20 protein-coding genes are annotated in these 24,789 nt (G+C 36.7%); 7 read left to right on the top strand and 13 right to left on the bottom strand.

The window, feature by feature from the left end:
- Nucleotides 1-83: 83 nt before the first annotated feature.
- Nucleotides 84-1,151 (bottom strand): GGDEF domain-containing protein, encoded by a 1,068-nt coding sequence (locus LGQ02_RS02970; protein ID WP_226516752.1) that lies wholly within the window; start codon nt 1,149-1,151, stop codon nt 84-86.
- Between the two features lie 918 nt (nt 1,152-2,069).
- Here LGQ02_RS02970 and LGQ02_RS02965 point away from each other — a divergent pair.
- The 5 genes from LGQ02_RS02965 to LGQ02_RS02945 all read left to right on the top strand — a co-directional run bounded on the left by LGQ02_RS02965 (nt 2,070) and on the right by LGQ02_RS02945 (nt 7,450).
- Nucleotides 2,070-3,599 carry a spore germination protein gene (locus LGQ02_RS02965; protein WP_226516751.1) on the top strand — a complete coding sequence of 510 codons (1,530 nt, stop codon included), beginning with the start codon at nt 2,070-2,072 and terminating at the stop codon, nt 3,597-3,599.
- On the top strand, nt 3,586-4,683 hold the full coding sequence (locus LGQ02_RS02960; RefSeq protein WP_226516750.1) for a GerAB/ArcD/ProY family transporter: 1,098 nt from the start codon (nt 3,586-3,588) through the stop codon (nt 4,681-4,683). Before LGQ02_RS02965 ends, LGQ02_RS02960 begins: the two co-directional genes overlap by 14 nt.
- Complete coding sequence (locus LGQ02_RS02955; protein ID WP_226516749.1) at nt 4,680-5,804, top strand: Ger(x)C family spore germination protein; 1,125 nt, start codon at nt 4,680-4,682, stop codon at nt 5,802-5,804. Before LGQ02_RS02960 ends, LGQ02_RS02955 begins: the two co-directional genes overlap by 4 nt.
- A gap of 636 nt (nt 5,805-6,440) precedes the next feature.
- Complete coding sequence (locus LGQ02_RS02950; RefSeq protein WP_226516748.1) at nt 6,441-6,845, top strand: MarR family winged helix-turn-helix transcriptional regulator; 405 nt, start codon at nt 6,441-6,443, stop codon at nt 6,843-6,845.
- 14 nt (nt 6,846-6,859) lie between these two features.
- Nucleotides 6,860-7,450 (top strand): Spy/CpxP family protein refolding chaperone, encoded by a 591-nt coding sequence (locus LGQ02_RS02945; protein ID WP_226516747.1) that lies wholly within the window; start codon nt 6,860-6,862, stop codon nt 7,448-7,450.
- Nucleotides 7,451-7,729: 279 nt separating this feature from the next.
- Here LGQ02_RS02945 and LGQ02_RS02940 read toward each other — a convergent pair whose 3' ends face one another.
- From LGQ02_RS02940 to LGQ02_RS02930, 3 genes are all read right to left on the bottom strand, one after another.
- Nucleotides 7,730-7,891: a hypothetical protein gene (locus tag LGQ02_RS02940; protein WP_226518198.1), complete on the bottom strand. Its 162-nt coding sequence runs from the start codon at nt 7,889-7,891 to the stop codon at nt 7,730-7,732.
- Entirely contained in the window at nt 7,888-8,334 is a 447-nt protein-coding gene (locus LGQ02_RS02935; protein ID WP_226516746.1) for a YaiI/YqxD family protein, read from the bottom strand. Before LGQ02_RS02935 ends, LGQ02_RS02940 begins: the two co-directional genes overlap by 4 nt.
- Nucleotides 8,335-8,780: 446 nt before the next feature.
- A complete protein-coding gene (locus LGQ02_RS02930) occupies nt 8,781-9,269 on the bottom strand; it encodes a hypothetical protein (protein WP_226516745.1) in 489 nt (162 codons plus the stop codon).
- 398 nt (nt 9,270-9,667) lie between these two features.
- Between LGQ02_RS02930 and LGQ02_RS02925 the strand changes: the two genes are divergently transcribed.
- The gene (locus LGQ02_RS02925; protein WP_404802375.1) at nt 9,668-10,501 is read left to right on the top strand and encodes a hypothetical protein; all 834 of its coding nucleotides are present in this window, start codon (nt 9,668-9,670) and stop codon (nt 10,499-10,501) included.
- A 502-nt stretch (nt 10,502-11,003) separates the two neighbouring features.
- Here the strand turns inward: LGQ02_RS02925 and betA are convergent.
- The 9 genes from betA to LGQ02_RS02880 form a co-directional block, all read right to left on the bottom strand.
- Nucleotides 11,004-12,689: a choline dehydrogenase gene (gene betA, locus LGQ02_RS02920; protein WP_226516744.1), complete on the bottom strand. Its 1,686-nt coding sequence runs from the start codon at nt 12,687-12,689 to the stop codon at nt 11,004-11,006.
- 793 nt (nt 12,690-13,482) lie between these two features.
- Nucleotides 13,483-14,715, bottom strand: a complete 1,233-nt coding sequence (locus LGQ02_RS02915) for a DUF438 domain-containing protein (RefSeq protein WP_226516743.1) — start codon at nt 14,713-14,715, stop codon at nt 13,483-13,485.
- A gap of 401 nt (nt 14,716-15,116) precedes the next feature.
- Complete coding sequence (locus LGQ02_RS02910; RefSeq protein ID WP_226516742.1) at nt 15,117-15,935, bottom strand: ABC transporter ATP-binding protein; 819 nt, start codon at nt 15,933-15,935, stop codon at nt 15,117-15,119.
- A 190-nt stretch (nt 15,936-16,125) separates the two neighbouring features.
- Complete coding sequence (locus LGQ02_RS02905) at nt 16,126-16,911, bottom strand: IucA/IucC family C-terminal-domain containing protein (protein WP_226516741.1); 786 nt, start codon at nt 16,909-16,911, stop codon at nt 16,126-16,128.
- 26 nt (nt 16,912-16,937) lie between these two features.
- The gene (locus LGQ02_RS02900; RefSeq protein ID WP_226516740.1) at nt 16,938-17,969 is read right to left on the bottom strand and encodes a FecCD family ABC transporter permease; all 1,032 of its coding nucleotides are present in this window, start codon (nt 17,967-17,969) and stop codon (nt 16,938-16,940) included.
- The gene (locus tag LGQ02_RS02895; protein WP_226516739.1) at nt 17,966-18,976 is read right to left on the bottom strand and encodes a FecCD family ABC transporter permease; all 1,011 of its coding nucleotides are present in this window, start codon (nt 18,974-18,976) and stop codon (nt 17,966-17,968) included. The genes LGQ02_RS02900 and LGQ02_RS02895 overlap by 4 nt, the downstream gene beginning before the upstream one ends.
- Nucleotides 18,977-19,114: 138 nt before the next feature.
- Entirely contained in the window at nt 19,115-20,143 is a 1,029-nt protein-coding gene (locus LGQ02_RS02890; RefSeq protein ID WP_404802402.1) for an ABC transporter substrate-binding protein, read from the bottom strand.
- Nucleotides 20,144-20,418: 275 nt separating this feature from the next.
- Nucleotides 20,419-21,060: a vitamin K epoxide reductase family protein gene (locus LGQ02_RS02885; RefSeq protein ID WP_226516737.1), complete on the bottom strand. Its 642-nt coding sequence runs from the start codon at nt 21,058-21,060 to the stop codon at nt 20,419-20,421.
- A gap of 385 nt (nt 21,061-21,445) precedes the next feature.
- Entirely contained in the window at nt 21,446-22,186 is a 741-nt protein-coding gene (locus tag LGQ02_RS02880; protein ID WP_226516736.1) for a Fic family protein, read from the bottom strand.
- Between the two features lie 812 nt (nt 22,187-22,998).
- On the opposite strand from LGQ02_RS02880, the gene LGQ02_RS02875 reads away from it, so the two are divergent.
- Complete coding sequence (locus LGQ02_RS02875) at nt 22,999-23,880, top strand: patatin-like phospholipase family protein (protein WP_226518196.1); 882 nt, start codon at nt 22,999-23,001, stop codon at nt 23,878-23,880.
- The last annotated feature ends 909 nt before the right edge of the window (nt 23,881-24,789 follow it).

Here is a 24,789-nt window from a genome sequence, read left to right as displayed (position 1 = left end):
ATATTTGGAGAGACCAACTTTTTTTGTATTTCAATTGAATATTATCGTTGTACTGCGCACAAGATGACTTTACTTTGTTCCCCCTAACACACTTGATTTTTACCGCTTTTCTTTGCAACATATAGAGCCTCATCTGCTCTATTGACAATATCCTTTTTTAAGTCATTTTCAATAAATTCGCTAACTCCAAAACTCGAAGTAATCTGACCAATTTCACTATATTCATGTTTTGCAATTAAGTGTCTAAGAGTCTCAGCTAGTTTTAGTCCTGCTTCTTTGTTTTTTCCCGAGAACAAAACAAGAAATTCCTCCCCACCCCACCTACCGAAATATGTGCACTCAGGAAGGTGATTTTTTATAAGTGATGAAAGTTCTTTTAACACGGAATCACCAGCATCGTGTCCATATGTATCGTTAATTTTTTTAAAGTCGTCCACATCAAACAGGATGACGGATAAAGGTTGTTCTGTACTCCTAGCGACTTCTAGCTCCTTATCAAGAAACTCGTCCACTTTTCTTCTATTTGGAAGTCCTGTTAAATAATCTGTATTTGCTAAATGTTTTGCCATATCTACCTGTAAAAACACTTCAAAAACATATTGAACAAAGTAAAGAGCGATAATATATGCAAGTGTAACGATATAAAACTGTAACAATGTATCAAACGTTTGTCCATTTACAAATGGACTGTATAATAAATGATATACTCCTGGTAAAAAGCTTAACAAATAGACAGTAATTGATATTTTTAGTGCAACTTTACCTCGGAAAGTAAAGAAGAAAATAAGAAAGAGGAGAGGCACCCAATAGGCAACCGTACCTAAATAATAATTTCCATTTTGTCCTAAATAGGTAATGATATGATCATACATCCTAAGTAAGTATAATAATGATGCTATAATACAGAATGAAATTTCAATATATAGTTGAGAATGTTTGTTGATAAGTAGAATAATAAAACAAATTGTGAATCCGAGACAAAGAATTGAAAATGTAAATATATTTATAAAGCTTAACGAACCGTTAATTATATAAAGACTTATTAAAACTGTAGAAAAGGCGAAAACTAATACAGGCAAAAGGACTAGGTAAATTCGTCTTTTTAATGTAGAGAATGTTTCGTTTTTATATAAAAATGATCTTATTGCCAATTTGTTTACCACCTTGTGAAAGACATTAGGAATATATCTATTTTACCATGTTATGGTGTAAAAGAATGTGAAAGAAAATAACAAACAATTAAAAATCTAAAAATTACCTAGTGGGATTAATGTCAGTATGGAAAATGAATTTACAGTAAATTGCGATGGCAGTTTGCTTGATAATTGCAGATTATATTCCTGGTGCGCAGCAACTAATTGGCTATGTATGTTGTGGTTCAAAAAAATAGCCCAGTCCTTCTAGACTGAACTAATGATCACCTTAAGGCTTTATTAAATTAACGCTCACAGTTGCTTTAAGTACAATATGTCACAATTAATGGATTTAATATAATGAAGTAATACCTACCCAAAAACATCATTCCTCTAACTAAGGTAAATATAACTTCCAATATAACTTCCAATTTTTCACCGCCTTAATCTACCATTACAATGATGAGCAAGCTTTTTGAATTAATGCTCATCTGTAGAACAATAGCATTCTCTTCTAAATCTTCTACTGATAAACCCTTTCCATTTTGCACGGTAAAGGACATTGTAGATTCATAATATGTTTGGTCATATTCTCCTTCAACATCTTCATCCGATAATGGCTTTGCCCTAAGTAAATAATAATCAGCTGGACCTGTCGTAAATGTGATAACACCATTTTCATCTATTTCTACCTCTGAATCTGAAGTACTACCACGGATAAAAGAAATTTCAATCCCTTCCTTTGGTTCCCCTTATAAGCGCTAGTTTCGATTGCATTATCTGAACCGTTAGTTGGGATCTTCTTGCCCAAAGTACGATGTAAGGGCAAGTTTTTTTAGCACTTCAAAGTAAGCGAATTATTAGCATAAATTTAATTCGATTGTAAAAACTAATAATTACTTAACATAGATCCACTAGTCATGGAGGAATTAGTTCATGTATTTTTTAAAAAAGAAGAAATGGAAACGAACTCAACTCCAACATTCTCGAAAACATACAACAACACCTCGACCTATTCTTAGTAATGTATTGGAAAATATCGATTTAATAAAATCATTTCTTCACCATACAGATGACTTATCTGTTAGAGAATTAATTTTTAATAACAAACAAATTTCGCTGCTTTTTATTAATACTTTCGTTGATAGTGAAACACTAGAAACGAAAGTGATCCAACAAATTATAAATCATCCTTCAGATTCCATTATTAATACGGTTGCTGTTAAAGAAATTACCAAAACAGAATCACTAGATCATGTGGCCTTTAAACTCTCTCAAGGAAACACCGTTATTTTTTTAGAAAACGAAACGTATGCATTTATTTTAGATACGGTTTCGTTTGAGAAGAGAGCGATCGAGGAACCCATGGGCGAGCAAGCGATTAAAGGTCCTCGTGATGGTTTTGTCGAGCATTTAAATGTGAACATCAATATCATTAGAAGTAAAATAAAAAGTAAAAATTTAGTAATAAAAGAATGGATATTAGGCAAGGAATCTGAAACTCGTGTTGCATTATTATACGTATCTTCAATAGCTAATAAAGAGGTCGTAAAAGAAGTGGAGGGAAGACTGTCAAGCGTGAAGGTTGATATTGTTCAATCTCCCGGACATATGGAAGCATATATTGAAGACAACTCTTATTCTCCTTTTCAACAAGTATTAAGCACAGAAAGGGTAGACAGGACTGTATTTGGTTTAATGGAAGGTAGAGTTGCTGTTTTAACCGATGGAAGCCCATCTGCGCTCGTAATGCCAATAACATTTTTTGCATTTTATCAAACGTCTGACGATTACAATAACCGGTGGTTTATCGCCTCATTCTTTCGCTTAGTAAGACTTTTTTGTTTTTTTCTTGCGATTTCACTGCCAGCTTTATATATTTCTCTTGTCGCTTACCATTATGAGATTATTCCATTCGACCTACTTTTTAATGTCAAAGCGTCCTTGGAGCATGTACCGTTTCATCCGTTGATTGAGGCGATGACCATGCAAATTATTTTAGAGTTATTAAAAGAAGCTTCTATCCGACTTCCAAGTCCCATTGCACAAACCATTGGTGTAGTTGGCGGATTAGTCATTGGCACTGCCGTAGTCGAGGCCAGCCTAGTTTCCAACACCATGGTAGTTATTATCGCCCTGACGGCCATCGCTTCCTTTGTCGTACCCATCCATGAAATGGGAACATCCGTTAGATTATTGGGATTTCCATTAATGTTATCTGCTTATTTATTAGGGTTAGCTGGGATTGTATTTGGACTTATGGTTTTATTGGTTCATTTATGCAAGTTAGAATCGTTTGGATCACCTTATTTTGCACCGCTTGCACCGGTACGCTTAAAGGATTTTAAAGATACGTTTATTCGTGTCCCTTTATGGAAAATGAACCAAAGACCTACTACACCCCAACCAGATCAAGAAGAAAGACAGCGAAATGCTAGAGGATGGGACAACAGTGAAAACAAATAAACAAATTTCAACGAATCAATTACTCTTTTTAGTTCTGCAATCTCAAATTGGGATTGGTGTACTATCCCTTGCTCACGATCTCTATTTAAACGCATTTACAGACGGTTGGATATCAATAATAAATGCAGGTATAGTCAATTTACTGTTTTTATTTATCATACTGACGTTAAATAAACAGTATCCACAAGATACGCTATACGATTTTTCTCAAAAAATAACAGGGATGTTTTTCGGTAAATTATTTTCTTGCTTATATGTACTTTATTTTATTAGTGTAAATATTTTAGTTATCCACTTATCTACAGGTGTACTTAAAAAATGGCTTCTCCCATTAACACCTGAGTGGATACTCTTTTTAGTTTTTATCAGTGTTGCGGTTTATTTAGTTAAAGAAAATTTAAGAATCATTGCTAGGGTTTATGTCATTGTATCGCTATTAGTTATCGTTCTAATAGCGTTAATCCTTAGCGCTTATATGGAGGTTAATGTTAAATATATATTTCCTGTTGGACAAAGTGGAATCAAAAATATCATGTTGGCCTCTCATGAGGCAATTGTTGCCATGTTAGGATTTGAGTTACTATTGATCGTTTATCCATTCGTTCAAGCAAGTCATAAACAAAAAGTGAAATACTCTGCTTTGGCCGTAATCGCTGTGACAACACTTTATACATTTTTTGTGTTTTCGAGTTATATCTATTTTAGTCCTGATCAACTCGCCGTGATACCCGAGCCTCTTTTATATATGCTCAAAGCGGTAGACTATGAACTTATTGAAAGATTAGACCTTATTTTTTTAGTGATTTGGATAGTACCAATGACAACTTCAATTGGGATCTATATATACTTGTCGAGCATCGGTCTAAGTAAATTATTTCGTCAGCAAGATCACCAAAAGTCCAGTTTCATTGTTGGTGGTTTTGTGTTCCTATTTACTTTAATAATCCCTAGCACTCCTGAGTTCACAAAGCAATTTGGAGAAATCATTTCAACGTTAAGCTACATTTTTGTAGGAGGAATCCCTTTGTTCTTATTAAGTATAGTCTTTTTCAAACAAAAAATAGGCAAGAGGGAGAGCGTATGAGGTATAAACTAGTAATTGTTGCACTAATCAGTCTCTTTGTCTTGACAAGTTGCTGGGATCAACACTTATTAAAAGATGCAAGGCTTATCTACGGAGCCAGCTTTGATTTAAATGAAGACAACTCCCTGCAAACGACAATAGCAATCCGTGCATTAACCCCAGAAACCATTAGCGGAACCGAACATGGAAGTGCCAATATTGTACTCAGTGCAAAAGGAAATACATTGCGCGATACAAGAATAGCACAAGAAAAAGAACTTGCTGGTCAGTTTGCGTCTAATAAAGCTCGTGTATTCATCCTTGGTGAAGAGCTAGCAAAAACTGATCTTTATTCATTATTAGATATTCTATACCGTGATCCTAGGTTTTCCATAAGAGCATTACTTGTTGTTACCAAAGGACGTGGCGAGAATATTTTAAGGCTTAATAAGGTTCAAGAAAGATTTATTAGTGAGGAAGTCTTGGGGTTAGTTCAAGAGGCAGAAGACAAGTCGTATGTTTCAAGAGAAACGATCCAGTCCATTTTTCCGGTCATGTTTGATCCTGGTGAAGATTTCCACCTGCCATTAATCAAAAAAACTGAAGAAAACCAAACAAAGATCGTAGGAATGGCTTTATTTAATGGAAAAAAATACACTGGAAAGGACCTCGAGGGCGATGCTTCCACTGTTTTATTATTGCTAAAGAATGAACTTGGTGAAACAAATAGATTTTCGTTTGTCATTCATCCTGAAGAAGAGGAAGGACGGCAGCAAATCGTATCATTTACTGTTAGCGATTCCAATTCAAAAGTGAACATTACCACTACAAATGATAATAAAGTATCAGTTGATATCGATTTAAAGCTTAAAGTGAATATTGTCGAATATCCGAAAGAAGATATAATTGACGACGCTGTTGAGGAGATAACTAGGGAGCTTACAGAAAAATTCACAGAAAAAGCAAACCATGTCACTCAAATATTACAAGAGGCCAACTGTGATGGACTAGGCATTGGTAGAGAACTAATGGCTTTTCACCCAAAGGTATGGAAGCAGCTCGATTGGAAAGAAGAATATCCAAAGGTTAACTTTTCAACTACAGTTGACGTTGAAATTATCGGGACTGGGATCTTGAAATAACTTATGTTGACTTTTCCTCTGTAGATAAATTAAAGGACATTACATATTATCCATATTTATCAAGACTAAAATATGTTCTGTCCTACTTAATGAATAGTTGTATTTTTGTAAACAAAATACAACTATTCTTTCTCCTTTTAGTCATTCCTTTTTAAAAAAAATTTCTTTTATTATCTCTCTAAATTTAACATTATCCTTAATTATTCACGTTTTAATGTTTCTACAATTTTACACTGCTACAATCCTTCAAGATATGCCCCAGAATGGAATTAGGATTCGGAATCTTTTCCAAAATTTTACTCCTTTGCATAAGTACATTTTTTCAAAGGCACCTAAATATGTAGACATTTGTCGCACAGTAACCGTCAGATACGAAAGACGATCACATTTAAAGTGACCGCCTTAAAAATATTATATTCCGTTACCAGTATCGTTCTACTGTACAGCAAATAGATCTGTTATTTTTTCGTTTTTTTTATCATTAGCTCGCCGTTAGTGCAATATGCTCCTTTCTGCTGCTTTATAAAGTTCTTAAATAAACTTCTCTTTTATTGACAATAAACACAACTAGTTGTATTATGCAACTAGTTGTGTAGAGGGGGGATTGTACTGGTTAAAAATGATTTTTACAATCAGATGAAAGAAATCATCCGTTCTCTTGGACTCCATCATCCTAACCAAACTCCTTGTGGTCAGCCTATTTCAATATCTGAAGCACATACAATTATGGAAATTCAGTTAAAAGAGGAAGTTACACAATCCGATTTAACGCAGATACTAAATTTAGAGAAAAGTACGGTAAGTCGTTTAGTTCAACAGTTGGAGAAAAAAGATTGGTTAAAACGTGAAACAAGTCCAAAGGACCAACGAATGAAAATACTGAGATTAACTGAAAAGGGACAAAAAATAGCGCAACGCTTGGAAACTTCTCGTATAGAAAAGTTTAATAGTATATTGGCTAATATACCTGAAAATAGGCATAAAGAAGTTATTGTTGCCCTGGAATTACTTATCGAAGCGATTCCCCCAAGAAAAGATTAGGAGAAATGTAGAATATGAATAGAACTATAATATTGTTAACCTTGTTAATTCCAATTGCTCTAGCAGGATGTTTTTCATCAACGGAAGAAGAAAATTCAAACAAGATGGAAGCTGAAACAAGTCCTTACGTAGACCTAACAAACCAAGAAATTAAAGCCCTACCAGAAGGAAGAATTCAAGCATTACTTAATGGTGCAGGAGCTGGCTATGCTCTATCTGCTGAATTGAATAGCTACCCTGGACCCCTTCATACTCTTGAATTAGCTATAGAGCTATCTTTGTCCGATGAACAAAGGGAAACAACAGAAGAACTCTATAATGGGATGAAAGAAGAAGCACAAAAGATCGGAGAGCAAATCGTCAATTTAGAACTTCAACTTGAAAATGCCTTTAGATCAAAGGATATTACAAAAAACGATGTAGATAATATCACAAATCAAATTTCTACCTTAGATGGTAAATTAAGAAGTGTTCATTTAAAAGCACATATCGATATGATTGATGTATTAACTAATGAACAAATTAAAATGTATGATGAGTTAAGAGGTTACTCATCAGACCATGATCATACTGATCACGACCATCACCACGGTCATGGACACTAACAATCTATTTGCAAAAGTGAAAAAGCTGTTCAAAATAAGAACGGCTTTTTCTACTATAGACTATTATTAACCTTCCCATTAGTTTAAGTGAAAACCTTCACAAACCCACTACACTCTAACCAAATTTTAACATATATAACCATTTTGTTGTTTAATGTAAATGGAATGCTTAATGCGTATCATCAGTCTAATGTGCAGCAACCATATTTTGGTCACTACTAATAACCTTCCAACCATTTATAATAGAATTTTTAGTAAATATAAATAAGATATAAAAGTCTACTTTTTGGCTTGATCAAGTGCTTGGTAAGCAACCTGATACCTTCCTCCATCCGCAACTTCTGAATGGTACAATGCCTTGAGGGCATTGTTTTTTTCAAGATCATGCTCATCCTTCAGCTCTTTAAAGCGTGTATGCAATTCTTTGTTTTCCTTAATTATTTTTCAAGAGAAATAGCCTGTTTAAAAAGATGCCTAAATTGCTCCCTGTCTTCTGCTGTAAAAGGCTTTGGTCCCTTTGTTCGCTGTCCGCCTTTTCTAGCCATTGCACTTAAATAACGTGTTTGTAATAATTGGTCAATATTATCATTTGTATATCTAAATCCTTTTTGGTGGAGGACAATAGTTCCTTTTGCTAAACCTAGCGACGCAAGACCATAATCTTGCGTCACGATAATATCTCCTTTTTCCACTAACTTCACAATCCGATAATCTGCAGCATCTGCTCCAGAATCTACATAAACGGTTTCCACTCCTGATGGCTGTTCTGCATTAGAAAAATGAGAAAGGCTTGTAACAAGGATAACCGGAATTTCAAAATTCCTTGCTTCAGAAATAATAATATCTTTCACCGGACAAGCATCTGCATCCACATAAATTTTCATCTTTTTCCTCCTGTTAAGAAGTTCAACTTACTAATTAACTTTATCTTTCACAACAATAAAAGGGACTGGTGACTTGGGTTAAATACTAAACACGAGTTCTTCCTTTTGCTAAATTTTTCTTTTCTCATATTATACTTCATAGCATTGTGTTGGCAAATGGTCGTTGAATGTAAATGCCAACAAAAATCGGTTGCTAAATCATCTGCTTTTATTAAAAATTAATAAAATTTATAAGGTACCTTAGAACTAAAATACTTGATTAGAATCGTTGTTTATTGCGCAGTATCTAGTCTACTCTTTGATTGGGAAAAAGCGTAAATCTTATTCAGCTATTGTGCTCGTAAAAGTGATTTATTACAAATAAAAAATCCTTACACGAAAGAATGAGTAAGGACGGAAGAGATGGTCACATTGCTGGCCATCTCTTCCTTGTTAATAATATTAATTCATTTTTTATCAAACTTTCGCTTCGGCTTAAATCCTTCTTCAAGTAAATATTGCTTCGCTTCATTATACGATGGAAACGTTCCGTCTAGTTGTTCACCTGCATAGACGTTCCACATGTCATCTTCAATAATGATAGTAAGCTTATGCCCTTCTTTGTCCATCCATATTTCATCAATATTTTGAAGAGTTTCCTCTACTTCACTAACTGCGTTTGATTGCAGAGAGTCAATTGAGCGTTCAATGATCGAACGTAATTCTTCTTCTGAAAAATCACGGATATTAACCATCCCTTTAGGATCTTTCTTCGGCACTTTAAGTGTTGCAGCATAAACAAACCCATTTCCGTTTGGATGCAAATGGTATACGACATTTTTTTTATCACTGTCGCCTCCCACATAATGAAAATTAACACGATTTAGCGATACATCGCGGCGTTCTAATTCTGGGAAAGACTCGATAATTGCAAGTTTTTGATCAAATGTAAGCATAGTTCCTCCAAATAATTCTAATTTAATAATTCATTATATCATTATATCATTAGTAGATATTAACAAAAAATACACTTGCTTGCACAATCAACTAATTTTCAGATACGCCTAGTAGTGGGCTGCCCGCGAAAGAAACGAAGTTATGAAACGATGGCTTCTTATTAGTGCAAAAAGCCTTACTACCAGCACCTCTTCTAGTAGTAAGGCTTTATCTTTGTTGCGCATTAAAAGTCTACTACGTACATGAACCGTTTGCAGAAGACTTTAATAGGCATCTGACCCCAGTACGTCAAAACCTTCTCGTACTGGGGGATAGGAATCGTTATTAAAATTTTAAAAATCACCCTCCCCTTTTTTGGAGTTTGAATGTATCTATTCTTATAAAGGGGGAGATCAATGTGATGGAAAATGGACAAGTAACAATTTTTGCGGAGTATTCAAAGTTTGAGGATGTAGCATCCTTTAATGAAGCGATTCATCAATGGTTGGATCAATATCACGACTATTTTACAAAGGGGGAAAAATTAGCTCTTACTTTTTTGACTCGTTATAGTGTGAAAGTTGTCGGTGTTTCAAATGTGAAGATCGCGACGATCCTTAAAGTCATTCATGAAGAATATAATGGCAATGGTATTTCACGGTCTACATTTAAGAGGATGATCTCGAAAGCGAAGAAAATTGGTATGATCACGACATACACGATGAAACGAAATAATGGCGGCCAGTCAAGTAACTTATATGTGTTCCAACCATACTCCGATGATGGTGGTTCACCTTCTCGAAAAAGTCAATCTGGACAAGCTCAGTCCTATGTCCCTGAACGTCGCTTACATACAAATGAACCACCATACCAGCAAAAAATGAACCACCTAATAAAAACTAAAGAGTATAAAACGAATAAATTCATAAATAAACGTAAGGAGTCGTTGGACCACTCGTATACAAGTGACGATGTCCCTTCCACTTTTCGAAAGCTCGTTAAAAATTTCTTCGACTGTGCTGACACGATTGAAAGTTACTGGCGAATGGTACGTATTTGTGCGTATAAAAATAGCTACGAAACCGATCAAAACCTCATGATCGACAACGCTATCAAAGCCTTTAAACAAACTGTTCGTGCCATGAAAAAGAAAAACATTCGTCGTCCGATCGCCTATTTTTACGGGGTGCTACATAAAAAGTTTGAAGACGTTTATATGTTTGAATTAAATGAACTGATCGAACAGCAATAACGCACCTGCCCCCCGAACACGTTGAAGGCTTATCGTACTGGGGACAGGAACGTTATTAAATTAGTAAAAAATTCAGCCTTTTTGTTAAGACTGAACTTTCTTCTCAAGGCAATACTTCCTTTTCCACTTGTTTTTTTGATGAAAATATATGTGAAAATTATACCTTTAGGGTAAGATGGAACGATTTTTAGTAAAGAAAACTCGCCGATTGGCGAGCCTTGGGCGAAGACAGAGGCGTTAGTTGCGACGAGCTTTACTTCTTGATTAAGCTTCGAGCTGCGACGAGTAACCGCAGGAGCCAACGCACAGGACGTGCTAGCACCGGTGTTGCGATAGGACATCGCGTTTTTAGCCGGTGAACTTATACTTAGTTCTTGAAAATTTTCTCTACGTCGATCTACTTCTTCGCTAAAATTTTATAAATTCTTAACGTGCAAAAAAAGAAGGCACTCTTCCAATCAAATACATGTTGAAAGAGACCTTCATATAATAGTTTTTTTAATTAACTTTTTACTGTACCTGCGTCAGCTGGATGTACGCCATGGCGGTAGAAGTCGGCATGGATAGGCTCCAATGGTTTACGTTCAAGGATTAAGTCAGCTGCCTTTTCTGCCAACATCAATACCGGTGCATGGATATTTCCGTTCGTGACATAAGGCATAGCAGACGCATCGACCACTCGTACATTGTCAAGACCATGTACCTTCATCGTTTCTGGATCTACAACAGCCATTCGATCTGAAGCAGGTCCCATTTTTGCCGTACATGACGGGTGAAGCGCAGTCTCGGCATCTTTTGCTACCCACTCCAAAATCTCCTCATCTGTTTGAACAGAAGGGCCAGGTGAAATTTCTCCTGAATTGTAAGGTGCCATAGCTGGCTGGGACATAATCTCTCTTGTAATTCGTACCGCTTCAATCCATTCACGTCGATCCTGTTCGGTTGAAAGATAGTTGTAAACCATGCTCGGATGCTCTTTAGGATTTTTCGATCGAATCTTCAATGAGCCTCGAGCATCAGAGTACATCGGTCCAACGTGTACCTGGAATCCGTGTTTCGTGTCTGCTTTTTGACCATCGTAACGAACCGCTAATGGAAGGAAGTGGAACATTAAATTTGGATATTTAACGTCCTCGTTAGAACGAACAAAACCTCCGCCTTCAAAATGGTTGGTTGCTGCTGGTCCTTTGCGTCCGAGTAACCACTGCAACCCAATCCAAGGCATACGTGCTTTATTTATGTTAGGCTGCTGAGAAACCGGTTGTGGACAAGCGAATTGGATATAGGTTTCAAGGTGATCTTGAAGGTTTTCACCTACACCAGGAAGATCAACAACTGGTTTAATACCAAGTGAGCGCAAGTGCTCTGCATCACCTACACCTGACAATTGAAGTAGTTGCGGCGTATTGATTGCACCACCAGAAAGAATCACTTCATCTGCAATAACTTGATGCATCTTCCCATTTCGTTGATAGGTCACACCTTTTGCTTTCGTACCTTCGAAATCGATACTTGCAACAAAAGCACGAGTTTTCACAGTGAGGTTCTTACGCTTCATAGCCGGATGCAAATATGCACGTGAAGCTGACAATCGTCTACCTTTGTACACATGTTTATCGAACGGACCGAAGCCCTCCTGGCGGAAACCATTCACATCAGGAGTTCGTGAGTGTCCTGCCTCAACAGCTGCGTTAAAGAAGGCTTGGAATAAAGGATTCTTTGCTGGTCCACGCTCTAATTTAAGAGGACCATCATGACCGCGCCATTCATCGTCTCGATCCGAACCTAAAGCAGTTTCTAATCGTTTGAAATACGGGAGACAATGTGCAAAATCCCATGTTTCCATACCGTTGTCGGCTCCCCAACGTTCATAATCCATTGGGTTACCACGTTGATAAATCATTCCGTTGATAGAACTTGAACCGCCGAGCACCTTTCCTCGTGCATGCTTGACACGTCGTCCCCCCATATGAGGTTCAGGCTCAGATGCGTATTTCCAGTCATATAACGATTTCCCCGCTGGAAACGGCAAAGCTGCTGGCATTTGGATCAACAGGTCCCATGAGAAATCTTTACGCCCCGCCTCTAACACAAGAACATTACGTGTTCCATCTTCACTTAAACGGTTGCCGAGAACAGAGCCCGCACTACCGCCACCTATAATAACTACATCATATTTTTCTGTCATCTTAAGTACCTCCTTGGATGTTGAGAAGTGAATGGATCAATTCTCTTTCAATTATTGAAACAAGTTAATAGTTTAATAGTTTTTTAAATACATTTACTTAAACCCATTTAATTGCTTATGGTTGAGATTACGATAAATATGTTTTGTTTTTGTTTGCACTCTTACAATCTATATCTTCCTAACTCATGTGAGAGCTAGATTGGTTATATCTCCCCCACGAACTTGCGCAAAATATGGGTGATGTCTCTCAATCTTCCGGAACAAACCTCCACCTATTCCTCATTGAGTTAGCATGTCACTTCCCTTTATTAATTTTGTTAAATTTTTATTTAACATTTTTAATGTTTTAAATTTACCACAGTATAATTTTTTTGTAAACCGGTGTCTATATTTTTTTACATTCATCTAAAAAAGAAAAGGTAATCTTAGTAAGTTCAAGCTGGACATAATCACTATTGTTAATGACCAGATTGGCTTAGAAACCGATAGTAAACACACCTGTTAAAAAACTACATATCATTGCTATACAAAGGTAAATGTATTTTTTATAAAGTATGATGGATCATATAGACACACGATCACGTTACGTACCATCTACCTTCATGGATTGGAGAAATAAAAAAAGAAGCTTCCCAAAAGTTTTGTTAACTAATGAGAAGCTTCCATTTAATTGTCTAATCATCGAACATACCCCAACCGGTTCTCAACTCTTTGTTATAAATAAAATTCGTAACACTTTCTCCAGAGACCTTCGATGACTTTCTTTGTAACTCTCTATATTTTGTAGGAACTATCACGACAATATTCTTTTTTCCCCTTCAATTGCTTGGATAGGATCGATATTTTGCGTAAATTCCAGAGTACCCATGTATTCATTTTGCTCATCTCGAACCGCAAAGTAGCGAATATATACGTATTTATCCTTAAACTTGATCCAAAAATCCTCGCAATCCTTTTTCCCTGACTTGAAATCTTCCAGTATAGCTTCTACTATATGCGCACTTTTTGGTGGATGGCAATTTTGAACCGTGCGTCCTATTATTGCCTTCGTTCTTGCAAAGACTCTTTCCTTTCCGTGTGAAAAATACCGTACAATATCATTGTGGTCGATGAACGTAATATCAACTGGTAAATGGTTTAGCATGAGCTCCATCTGATTTAGAGATAGAACACCGGTTTCTAGCTTAATATATCCTTCTCCAAAAGCTTTCGATTCTATATCATGTCTTTTAGGCTTCCATACCGCTGCTGGACCTGTAAGACAGTACCCTATTTCATCACTTTCATGAGCGATGTTTATCCACTCATCCTCAGTTAAATGACTCATAGCCATTGGAAAGAGAATATGTTCCTCTCTGTATATCATCGCAGTTACTTGTTCAATTATATAGTCCAAAGTATTAAGAACTTTCTCTTTTTCTCCATTATAATCTGTTAAAAGCTTTTTCACTTCCTTGATTGAGTCACGGATATAATCATCAAGTCTCCACATATTGACAGAAGGAGCATTAATACCATATTTCTCAAGATAAGGGAACAATAATTGCTCTTTGCGTGTAAAATGCTTGTCAATACCATACAAACTGTTGCAATTATCAATTAACTTATAAACATTATCAGTAGAATCTTCTGTTTCAAATGCCTCTTTACTTGGGATCAACTTCGATTGCAGTAAACTCTCTAATTCTCTATTCTCTCTACAGAAGGTGTGAACGGGATGCCCTGGTATATCTTGAGGATATTGAACTTCTATTATATTTCCTTCAATAATGCTTAAATGAGCAGCAGATATTCTTTCAAATTCACTTTGAGACAAATCTTTTTCTTCTAAAAGTTCTTTTTGATACTTAGAAAGTTGGGCAATTTCATCTACTGTCACTTTCCCCAGTTTTTCATCAACGAAGGCTTTAACTTGATCGACATCTTTTCCATTATAGAGATCCCAAAAAATTGTTTTCAGCAGCTCTTGGCGCTCTGAGTTTTGGTCCTCGCCATGTTGCTCACGGTTGTTTATGAATTCACTCAAAAAATCGCTCTTTTTTTATCTATCACTGACATCAAGTGAGAATCTTTCTCAATATATAAAGTGTATCACTTCTTTTCTTCGAGCTTGGTGACCCTAATCACAACATGACCTAGAATTTTTTTGTCTAAAAGAGCATCTTACGCCTAACCTTTATACAATTGTTCTTTAGTTCTATTTCGTATCAGTATCAGTCGGTACAATATGGAACCTTCCCTCTTAAAATGAATGACTGTTATAAAAAAAAGCTACCGACCTAAAGTTAGGTCAGTAGCTTTTTTTATATTCAAGAACGATAGCCTCTTTAAAATTGTTTTAAAGGGTTGGCAGTCATCCGAGTACCGAATTTGTTCTTCTTATGTTTTCGATCTCTGTAAATGTAAAAACTGCCCCTTACTTTTCCATCACGCCTCAGCAACATCAAGGTGTTTTTGAATACAACGTCCCTTTCCAAATGGAATACATAAAGGTGTTCCAAATATTGGGTCAAATGTTACTTGACAGTTCATCTTAAATACATCTTTTACAAGCTCACAAGTAATCACGTCTTCCGGTTTTCCTTGCGCATAAATCTTCTTATCTTGCACTGCCACAATGTTATGTCCATAGCGACATGCCAAGTTTAGATCATGGAGCACCATGACAATCGTGCGGTTTTCTTTTTCATTTAATTCAAATAATAAGTCAAGTATCTCAATTTGATGAGTCATATCCAAATAAGTAGTAGGCTCATCAAGTAATATCGTATCTGTATCCTGTGCAAGAACCATCGCAATCCAAGCGCGCTGCCTTTGGCCTCCTGACAAGGAATCCACTTCCCTATCTGCCAATTCCGTCATCTGTGTAGAATCTAAAGCCCGGTTCACCTTTTCTTCATCATCTTTAGACCATTGCTTCAGCCAATTCTGATGAGGATAACGCCCTTGATTTACTAATTGGCGTACAGTTAGACCTTTTGGTGCTTCAGGCCCTTGCGGAAGAATGGCAAGCTTCTTCGCCACATCTCTAGTACCCATTTTTTGTACTAATGACCCATCAAGGAGTATAGACCCGCTTTTCGGCTTGAGTAATCTTGCTAATGAACGCAATAATGTCGATTTACCACAGCCGTTCCCACCGATAAAAATCGTAATTTCCCCTTTTGGAACCTTTAAATCTAAATTATCTATAATGACAGAATCGCCGTATCCAAGGGTAAGGGTGTTCGCTTCAAGTCCATACATACTCATTCACTCCTTCATTGAGTAGTCATTATCACCGATGCACAACAAAAAAATTTACTTATCGCACTATTTAAGTGTAAGTTAATTGATAATCATTGTCAATGTAATTGAGAGTGGTTATCATTTATAGCTATGACAATTATATGAACAGTTCACGATCATTCAATACAAAAGTAAGAAAAGATTGATGTTACCCTTTTTTCTTTAAAAGAATAGGACAAGTTGTGCAATACGTCTTTGGAGAAGAAACTTGATAGTAATAACAACACGTTTTTCTCATTCGTACACTTTCCCCTGTTGAACCCCCTGCCGTTTTGGGCCCATAATATTTATAAAGGGGATTATCCGCTTGCCCAAACAATTCTGCCGGTGCTTTATTTAGCAGATAGGCAAAGTCATTTTCCACCTGACACTCTTTCTCCCCACAAAGCTTTACAGCATTATTCAGAAAGCTCTCATAGAGCCAATATACATACACTGCCGTATTCTCCCAGAGCACAGACATAGGTACACGAGTAACGGTAGACAAGGCCTCCCAAACCTTCGAAATATTCTCTGAAAAAATCGTTTGAATCACTTGATCACGTTGTATCTGCTCTTGCTCAATAGGAGAAACGTGAAAATCATTTAATCGAAGCTTTGGAATCCAGATACCGTCTTGAAAACAGGACTCCAGATTACAGTTATCAATCCTAACATTCAATGCCTTTCCATATCTGGTCATGACAAACAGACTTGGAGCAACCATCATAAACGCATACCTCTTGCAAAACTGAGATGCTGTTACTTTAATCGAAGGCGATTGTAGTGTCGAGGTTAATTCATCCAAATACCGCTCCAGTTTCCTTAAATCTAACAGATCAAGGGCTGGCAACGAATAACGTCTGTCTTCTGATGGCATTGTTGTTACGCGAAGGTATTGTTGTAAAAAATCTAATTCTTCCTGTTTCAATGGCTCGTTTTTTCTATTTTTCATGTTAATCCCTCGTTATTTTCATCCCATCATATTTTTGTTTTAAACAATAAGTAGATAAAGAAAGGGGCACCAATACCCGCAGTAAACACACCGGCAGGAATATCTAACGGCAAAAAGGCAGTTCTGGCAACGAGGTCAGCAATCGTCACAATCAGGCCACCAATCAACGCTGCGGCTGGAACTAGCGCAGCAAAGGACATTCCGATCAACTTCCTGGCAATATGCGGAGCAATTAAGCCAACAAAACCAATCCCACCAGCAAAGGCTACTGAGGACCCTGCTAGAGCTACACTAATAAATAGGAGTAGAAACCGATAATATTGCACTCTTACTCCAAGTCCATGGGCTACATCATCACCAAGTTCTTTCGCATTGACGATTCTCGCAAGAACGAGTGTAATTGGGAGAAGAATCACTACCCAAGGAAGAAGTCCATAAACATCTCCCCAACTGGCTCCATATATACTTCCAGTAAGCCAAATATACGCCCTTCCAGCTGTAGCAATATCACTTGATACAATCATCATCGTTGTTAATGCACTCATTCCAGCAGCAATACCAATTCCGATTAAAATGAGGCGAATCGGCGTTACTCCATTCTTCCATGACAATAGGTAAATAAAAATGGAAACAACAGCCGCTCCAGTAATTGCAGCTAAAGGGAGCCACGACATACTAACTTGCCCAGCAAATGTGACAATAAAAAGGATGGCACCAACAGATGCCCCACCAGTAATTCCAATAATATCAGGGGATGCTAATGGGTTTCGGACAATACCTTGTAATATGAGACCTGATACACCTAAGGCTGCCCCAACTAAAAATGCTAAGAGTGCTCTCGGCAGTCGAAGCGTATTAATGACAAAACCATGTTCGTCAGTCATTCCAACCAACTGTTGCACTACTTGAATCGGAGAAATCCATGAACTTCCCATAGATAAGGATATGATAAACAGAAAGATTAAAGTCAAAAACAAATATAGCAGTGTATAAAAAGATTTTTTATCCACTTGAAAGGAGATCGATCCTGACTTATTTCGAATAACAAATTTACTCACTGCTTAGTGACCCCCTTTCTAGCGATGTAAATGAAGAATGGTGTTCCCAATAGGGCTGTCATAACGCCGATTGGCATTTCTTGTGGCATAATGACTATTCTTGCAGCAACATCAGCTAACAAGAGAACCGTTGCTCCAATGAGGGCTGAAAAAGGAATCACCCATCGGTAATCTACTCCAATAATCCCTCTAACGATATGTGGAACGATTAACCCAATAAACCCTATAGCACCACCAATTGCAACGGAACCACCTGCTAAAAAGACAACGACGATACCGATGACTAGTTTCGTTACGATCGTACGCTGCCCGAGACTCTTGGCAACATCTTCACCAGACATCATAATATTCGTGGCTTTCCCTAGCATCATAGCTATGATTCCTGCTACAAACATGAATGGAAGGATGGGAAGGAGCATGTCAATCGACCTTCCGGCAACAGAGCCTGCAATCCAGAACAATACACTTTGTAAATTTTGTTCACTGAGAACTAAAATACCTTGGGTGAACGAAACAAACAACGCAGTAATCGCCGCTCCAGCTAATACAATTCGAATTGGTGAAAGGCCATCTCCTCCAATTGAACCTAAAAAATAGACAAGTGCCGCAGCTATTCCCGCTCCCAAAAAACCAATCCACATATAATGGACAAGGGAGGTGACAGAAAGAAAACTTACGGAAAAGACGATAAAAAATAATGCCCCTGCATTAATCCCAAAAATATCCGGGGCTGCTAGAGGGTTTCTTGTAAGTGCCTGCATTAGCGCACCAGAGATCGCAAGACTCGCTCCTATGACAATCGCAATAACAGTCCTTGAAACCCTTGAGGTCATAATAATTACATGTTCTGTGACCGATTCATCATAATGAAAAAATGCTTCCATCACCATCGAAAAGGGAATTTGTGTTTTTCCAAGGACAATACTGAGAAAAATTGATATGAAAAATAACCCTATAAAGATCAATAAAATAACTGGTTTTGGCAGATTTGCAATTAACGACTTCATTTTATTCCTCTTTCTATTGCTTTTTTCTCTACGAAACAATAGTCATTTGTTCTTTTAAACTTAACAAAATGATATAAAATATTGTTGGAACAAAACAAGGGTAGAAGGAAAACTCCCCCTGCCCTTGCTTTTAATATATTACTGTTCTAAATCAAATCTTTCATAAATGTCATCTAGCATATTGTTAGCTGCGATGATTCCACCTGCCATGTTCCAAGTAACTTCATCAACCATGTGTACTTGATCGTTTTGTACAGCATCTAAATTATTCCAAAGGGGGTGACTAGTCCATTCTTCGAACGTGTTTTGAACAGCTTCACCTTCTTCATTAAAAATGTAGAAAATATCAGCATTCATTTCAGGAATACTTTCCTTATCAGAAAGCATCACACCCCACTCGTCACTTTGCTGGTTTTCTGGACGTTCAAAACCAAGTTCTTTGAGAATTCCACCTGCAAAGCCTGTAAAGTAAATACGTGCATGATCAGCTCTAAAGTTTAGAATTGCAACATTAAGTGGCCATTCATCGCCTAATTCAGCTTCTACTTTTGTTTGGAAATCTGCTACTCTTTCTTCCCAGTCAGCAAGAATTGTTTCAGCATCTTCTTCACGGTTCATAGCTTTCCCCATAAGCTCCACTGTCTCTTTAAAATATGATACATCCTCATGTGCCACAGTTGGTGCAATCTCAGAAAGATGCTCATAAATCTCTTCATGTCTTAATTGAGAAGCAATAATTAAATCAGGATTAAGTGCAGCGATCTCCTCTAGATTCGGTTGTGTCTCATTCCCAATGATTTCAACACCTTCTAAATCGTCTCTTAAATATTCATAAATAGGTTGTTCTACCCAAGATTCCACCACACCAACTGGCTTTACATCAAATGCTACAGCTACGTCCGTCGCACCTTGATATAGCGTTACAATCCTTGTAGGTGTGCCTTCAATTGTTGTCGTGCCCATTGCATGCTCAATCACTCTTGCACCAGCTTCATCTTCAGCTGTATCTTCTTCAGTTACATCATCTTGTTGCTCGGATTGCTCACCATTTACTCCTGCATCACTTTCCTCTTCTACATCACCATCTCCGCAAGCAGTAACTGCGAATAATAGTGTGACGACCATTACAAGTAATAATAAGTTATGTTTCTTGAATGATTTAATCATCGTTATCATGACAATTCCTCCATTACCTTTTTCAATTGATATTGATTCTCAATATCATCTACGACATAGTATAAAGTCATTCTCGTCAAATAACAACCACTTTTTTTTGGCATAGTTGAATCCATTTCAAAAATGCAGGCCCTTATGTGCGTGTTTCAACGTAAAAAAAGAAGCTTCCCATAAGTTTGGTTAACTTATAAAAAGCCTCCTATATATGTCAGCAAGATGTTTCTTTTTTTATCAAACATTATTATCTCTAGGAAAAGAATCAGCTTTTATCCACCAGGTGCGGGGATAATCGTTGCAAACCAAAAACTAAGCACTGGAAGTACTGACACGATAAGCATCAGGGCCATCCATCTTAGACCTCTTCTGTCCATTACAACATTAACATTAGCTAGAAGTTGACGAAGTGGTGGCAACTTACTCATACGCAACATCACTAACTCAAGGACAAAAAGAATTGTTGAAGCTACAGCTGACACCATACAAAAAGGACAAATCGCCTCAATAACAAATAATTGCAGATAAACAAAGAAAGATGAAGCGATCACACCAGTTGCTGAAATCGGCGTTAGAATTTTAAGCACTAAAGGATGACGCGTGTGATACCACAAACCTGCGAACAATAGTACCGTGAGATAATAGAAGGCTCCTAATAAAGCCAATGGAATACCTAACACATACGCCCATTCACTAGTCATCACTGCCCAAGGTGTTCCTGTTACTTCAAAGCCTGCTGGTAAAGGGAGTACCCAAAAATGAACACCAGTTAAGAAAATACTCACAGCCCAACCGATAACCGCAACAGCCGTAAAAATAGCAAATAGTTTGGGAACAACGCTCCCGTAATTATGTGGTGTATCTTGAATTGATTTTTGTTTTACTTGTCTTTCATGTAAGGCCTCTTTCATCATTATCCCTCCATTTATTTTTATATACCCTTCTAGGTATATACAGATTATATTATACCCCACATGGTATGTCAATAGGCGTCATTCATTACTTATTCGTTCGTTATTATTCGAGGGATAATTAAAAATTCAGGAGGAAATAGAAACTAGCTAGTTAAATTTTTTTCAACAGTAGGTGTCACACATGATCAGACCTTGGATCGTTCGGCCATTCATATGCCCAAATTAAACTGTGTACTTGTGACAAAAAAAAATGAAAAAAGAAGCTTTCCACAAGTTTCGTCAACTTATGATAAGCTCCTTTATATATGTCAGCAAAATGTTAGCATAGAAGATAAAATGAGGTATGACTGTTTATTTAAAGCTGACAATCTTACTTTATAATTTTCTAAGCGTTGTTATTTATTGTACTTAAATATAAGTTTAATGAATCTTCTACTTCGTTAGCGACTAACTTAATAAAGTCATCATATTCCTTTTGTGTATGTGCTTTATCTAATGCTTCATAATAAGCTATTCGATTTTCCACTTTAATAACAATCGGTGGAAAACCATCTTTCATGAGTTCTAAATTTAATAACAAACGCGATGTACGGCCGTTATCATCAATAAATGGGTGAATTCCAACAAAAATAGCATGTAACATAGCGCCACGAGCAACTGGATGCATTTTTTTCGTTTCTGGTTGTTCATACCACACCATCAACTGCTCCATCTCTTCTTTTATGAGGAAAGGCGCTGGGGGTATATGTTTTTCACCAGAGATAAATACTTGCTGATCCCGATATACACCTGCATATTCATCATCAATTCCTTTTAATACAAGTCGATGCAGATTTTTAATTTGCCACTCCGACAAAGGTTCACCCTTTTGTACAAACTCCTCTACAAAGTGAATCGCATCCCAATGATTAATAACGTCCAAATGTTCACGTAGCGTTTTGCCACCAACAATAATTCCTTCTAGAACTACCTTCGTTTCCTTGATCGATAACGTGTTTCCTTCAATTGCATTTGTATGATATGTCCATTCGAGTAATAACTTTTCACGTAAGCTTTTTACTGTATATTTAGGTAACGGTCGATTAGCATCTAGACGTTCTTTCTTTTGGTTAATATGTTTGAACATTCGCTTCACTTCTCTCACAGCAGCAATACTTTAGTTAATAATTCTAACATTTAACTGAATACCTTCTAATCTACATTTAATCAATTAAATAAAGGTATCCACAAAAATTTTACATTTAGCCATATGTTGCTATATTCCTAGCCATACATATTACACCTAATAGTCGAAAAGTATGTAGAGGCTTTTTGTTGCTCACCCTCGCTTCTACAATTTATTTATTACCATTAAATTCACAAACTAAAATTAACTTATTCTAATTAACTCTAGCTAAGTAAATCAATTTCATAATTACGTTTTTTGCGCAGTGAAACGAATGATATTATAAATACTTCATTAAATGTACGTTTTATTTGTACTATCAGAATTTAATAATTTATGGTCGATAGTATAACGGCAACTAAGGATTTCGCCATTTAGACTTGCACTAAAGCATAAGAGCTTCTATGTAAGCACACTTCGCTTACGAAGAATCTCTTTAACGAAAAGCCAAGTTTTGTTTATAAGTGAACGTAACAAAAGACGGCGACTCCCGGAGGATAAGAGCAGTCTGAAGATCCACTTAGGCGAAGAGCGGTCGAGCCTAAGTTAGCTGAAGACAAGCCCTCGGGAAAGCGTCCGTCTGAAGTGAAGTTCACGCTCATCATTCGGAATTTGGCATCATAATTTGAGTTATGAAATTGATTCAAGTATTAGATCGATAAAAAAGAACACTACATATGATATTTTTTGATAAACGATTAAAACAAAAAACAAGGTTTAAGGTTATGTTAATATATCATTATAAAAGCATTTTAAGAGAAGGGTTTGGACATATGGAAAATTGCGGACTTGTTTTAGAAGGTGGAGGGATGAAAGGACTTTATACTGCTGGAGTTCTAGAGTACTTCCTTGAAAAGAATATATTTTTCAACTATGTAATTGGTGTGTCGGCAGGGGCTTGTATGGGCGCGTCTTATTTATCAAGACAAAAGGGGCGTAATAAGAAAGTAAATGTTGAGCTCGTTAATGATCCCAGGTATTTATCCTGGCGCAACCTTCTTTTTAAAAGAGAGATATTTGGCATGGACTTTTTATTTGATGAAGTCCCAAAACATATTGTTCCATTTGATTTTGAGAGGTTGAGAAAAACGGAAGAAAGATTTTTAATCGGGACGATGGATTGTCATACCGGTGAAGCGATTTATTATAATAAAGATGAACACAGTACTGATATTTTGAAAATCATAAGGGCTTCTAGCTCCCTTCCCTTTATTGCACGTCCTGTAGAATATAATGGGAGAGTGCTTCTTGATGGCGGTTTAGTCGACCCGATTCCGATTAGAAAGGCAAAGGAAGATGGCAATCAGAAAAATATTGTCATTATGACAAAAGCAACGAACCAGCGATTAAATAAAAGTAACATTTCTTCTCTTTTAAAACGGTTATATAAAAAATACCCGGTTGTGGCAGAGTCATTTGAAAACCGACTGGACATATATAACGATACATTATCCTTTATTGAATCAGAGCAGGAAAAAGAACATGTATTTTTGATTCAACCAAGTATCGATCTACCAGTAAGTAGTTTTGAACGAAGTCAGAAACGACTGTTACAATTATACGAACTTGGCTACCACGATGCAAAAACTCAATTAGACAGCTTAGTAAAATGGTTAGAGATAAACAATGATGGTGTCATTCCCTCAGCACGGTAAAGCTTTCAATGCAATGGGGGAGTGGCGCCACTGTCCAATTGAGCTGTTCTTGAATATCCATAAGGCTACTCAAACCATTATAAAATCTTTCACTCTAGTTTTACTAAATCGTGATAATTGCTGGCAATCACTTATGAAATACGAGTGGTTTGTTAATTCTCATTCTAATAATGAATACGACAAGATCTTCTGAATTCTCAGTCGTATACCTCCCAATATAAATATGATTACCCCCTCACCTCCCTCTTAATTGAAAGCTTCTTAAGACTAGACACTCACCATCCAATAGAGATTCTCGTTCTCCCATCTTTTAACGACATCGATTGATTTCCTGAACTCTGTACAAGGTTCGGGCACCTCAATTTAAACTCCTATTAATATTTCTTATTATTCTTAACATCTATCGATTTCTTCATATAGGATCTTCGTCATATTTTTCCATAAAGCCAATTAAAGTTGCCATTTTTATACAAATGTACTAGCTTTTTATTCCTAAATCATTTCAATTATTTGACGAAATTATCGCGCAAAAAATCTTTAGAACTATTTCACGTGAACTCCATTTTATATATAATTTCGGATTGCTAGACTTGAGTTAGAAAGAAAGCAGGAGGTGAATCTCAGTTATTCAATAAAAATTTTAAGGTTGGACGTTTTTCTAGAAAATATTTAATTGTGATAGAGTCATAGGTTATCCACTACTTATTAATTGAGGGAGGAAAACGTATTATGAAGAATCACTCGAACATGTACAAGAAAATATCGGCCGTAGCCTTAGCTGGGGTCCTTGCCATGGGTGCATTTGCCACAGCCCCTATAGCCCAGAGTAACGGCAATGGTAATGGAAATGCAGTCAATGAGGAACGAGGCAACAGTGAAGGTACGCCTCACGGACCGAAGCGCAATATA

Origin of the sequence: Bacillus shivajii (assembly GCF_020519665.1) — a bacterium.
In the GTDB taxonomy this organism is placed as follows: domain Bacteria; phylum Bacillota; class Bacilli; order Bacillales; family Salisediminibacteriaceae; genus Bacillus_CA; species Bacillus_CA shivajii.
Note: the sequence above shows the minus strand (reverse complement) of the source record. Positions and strands in the feature narration are given on the sequence as shown.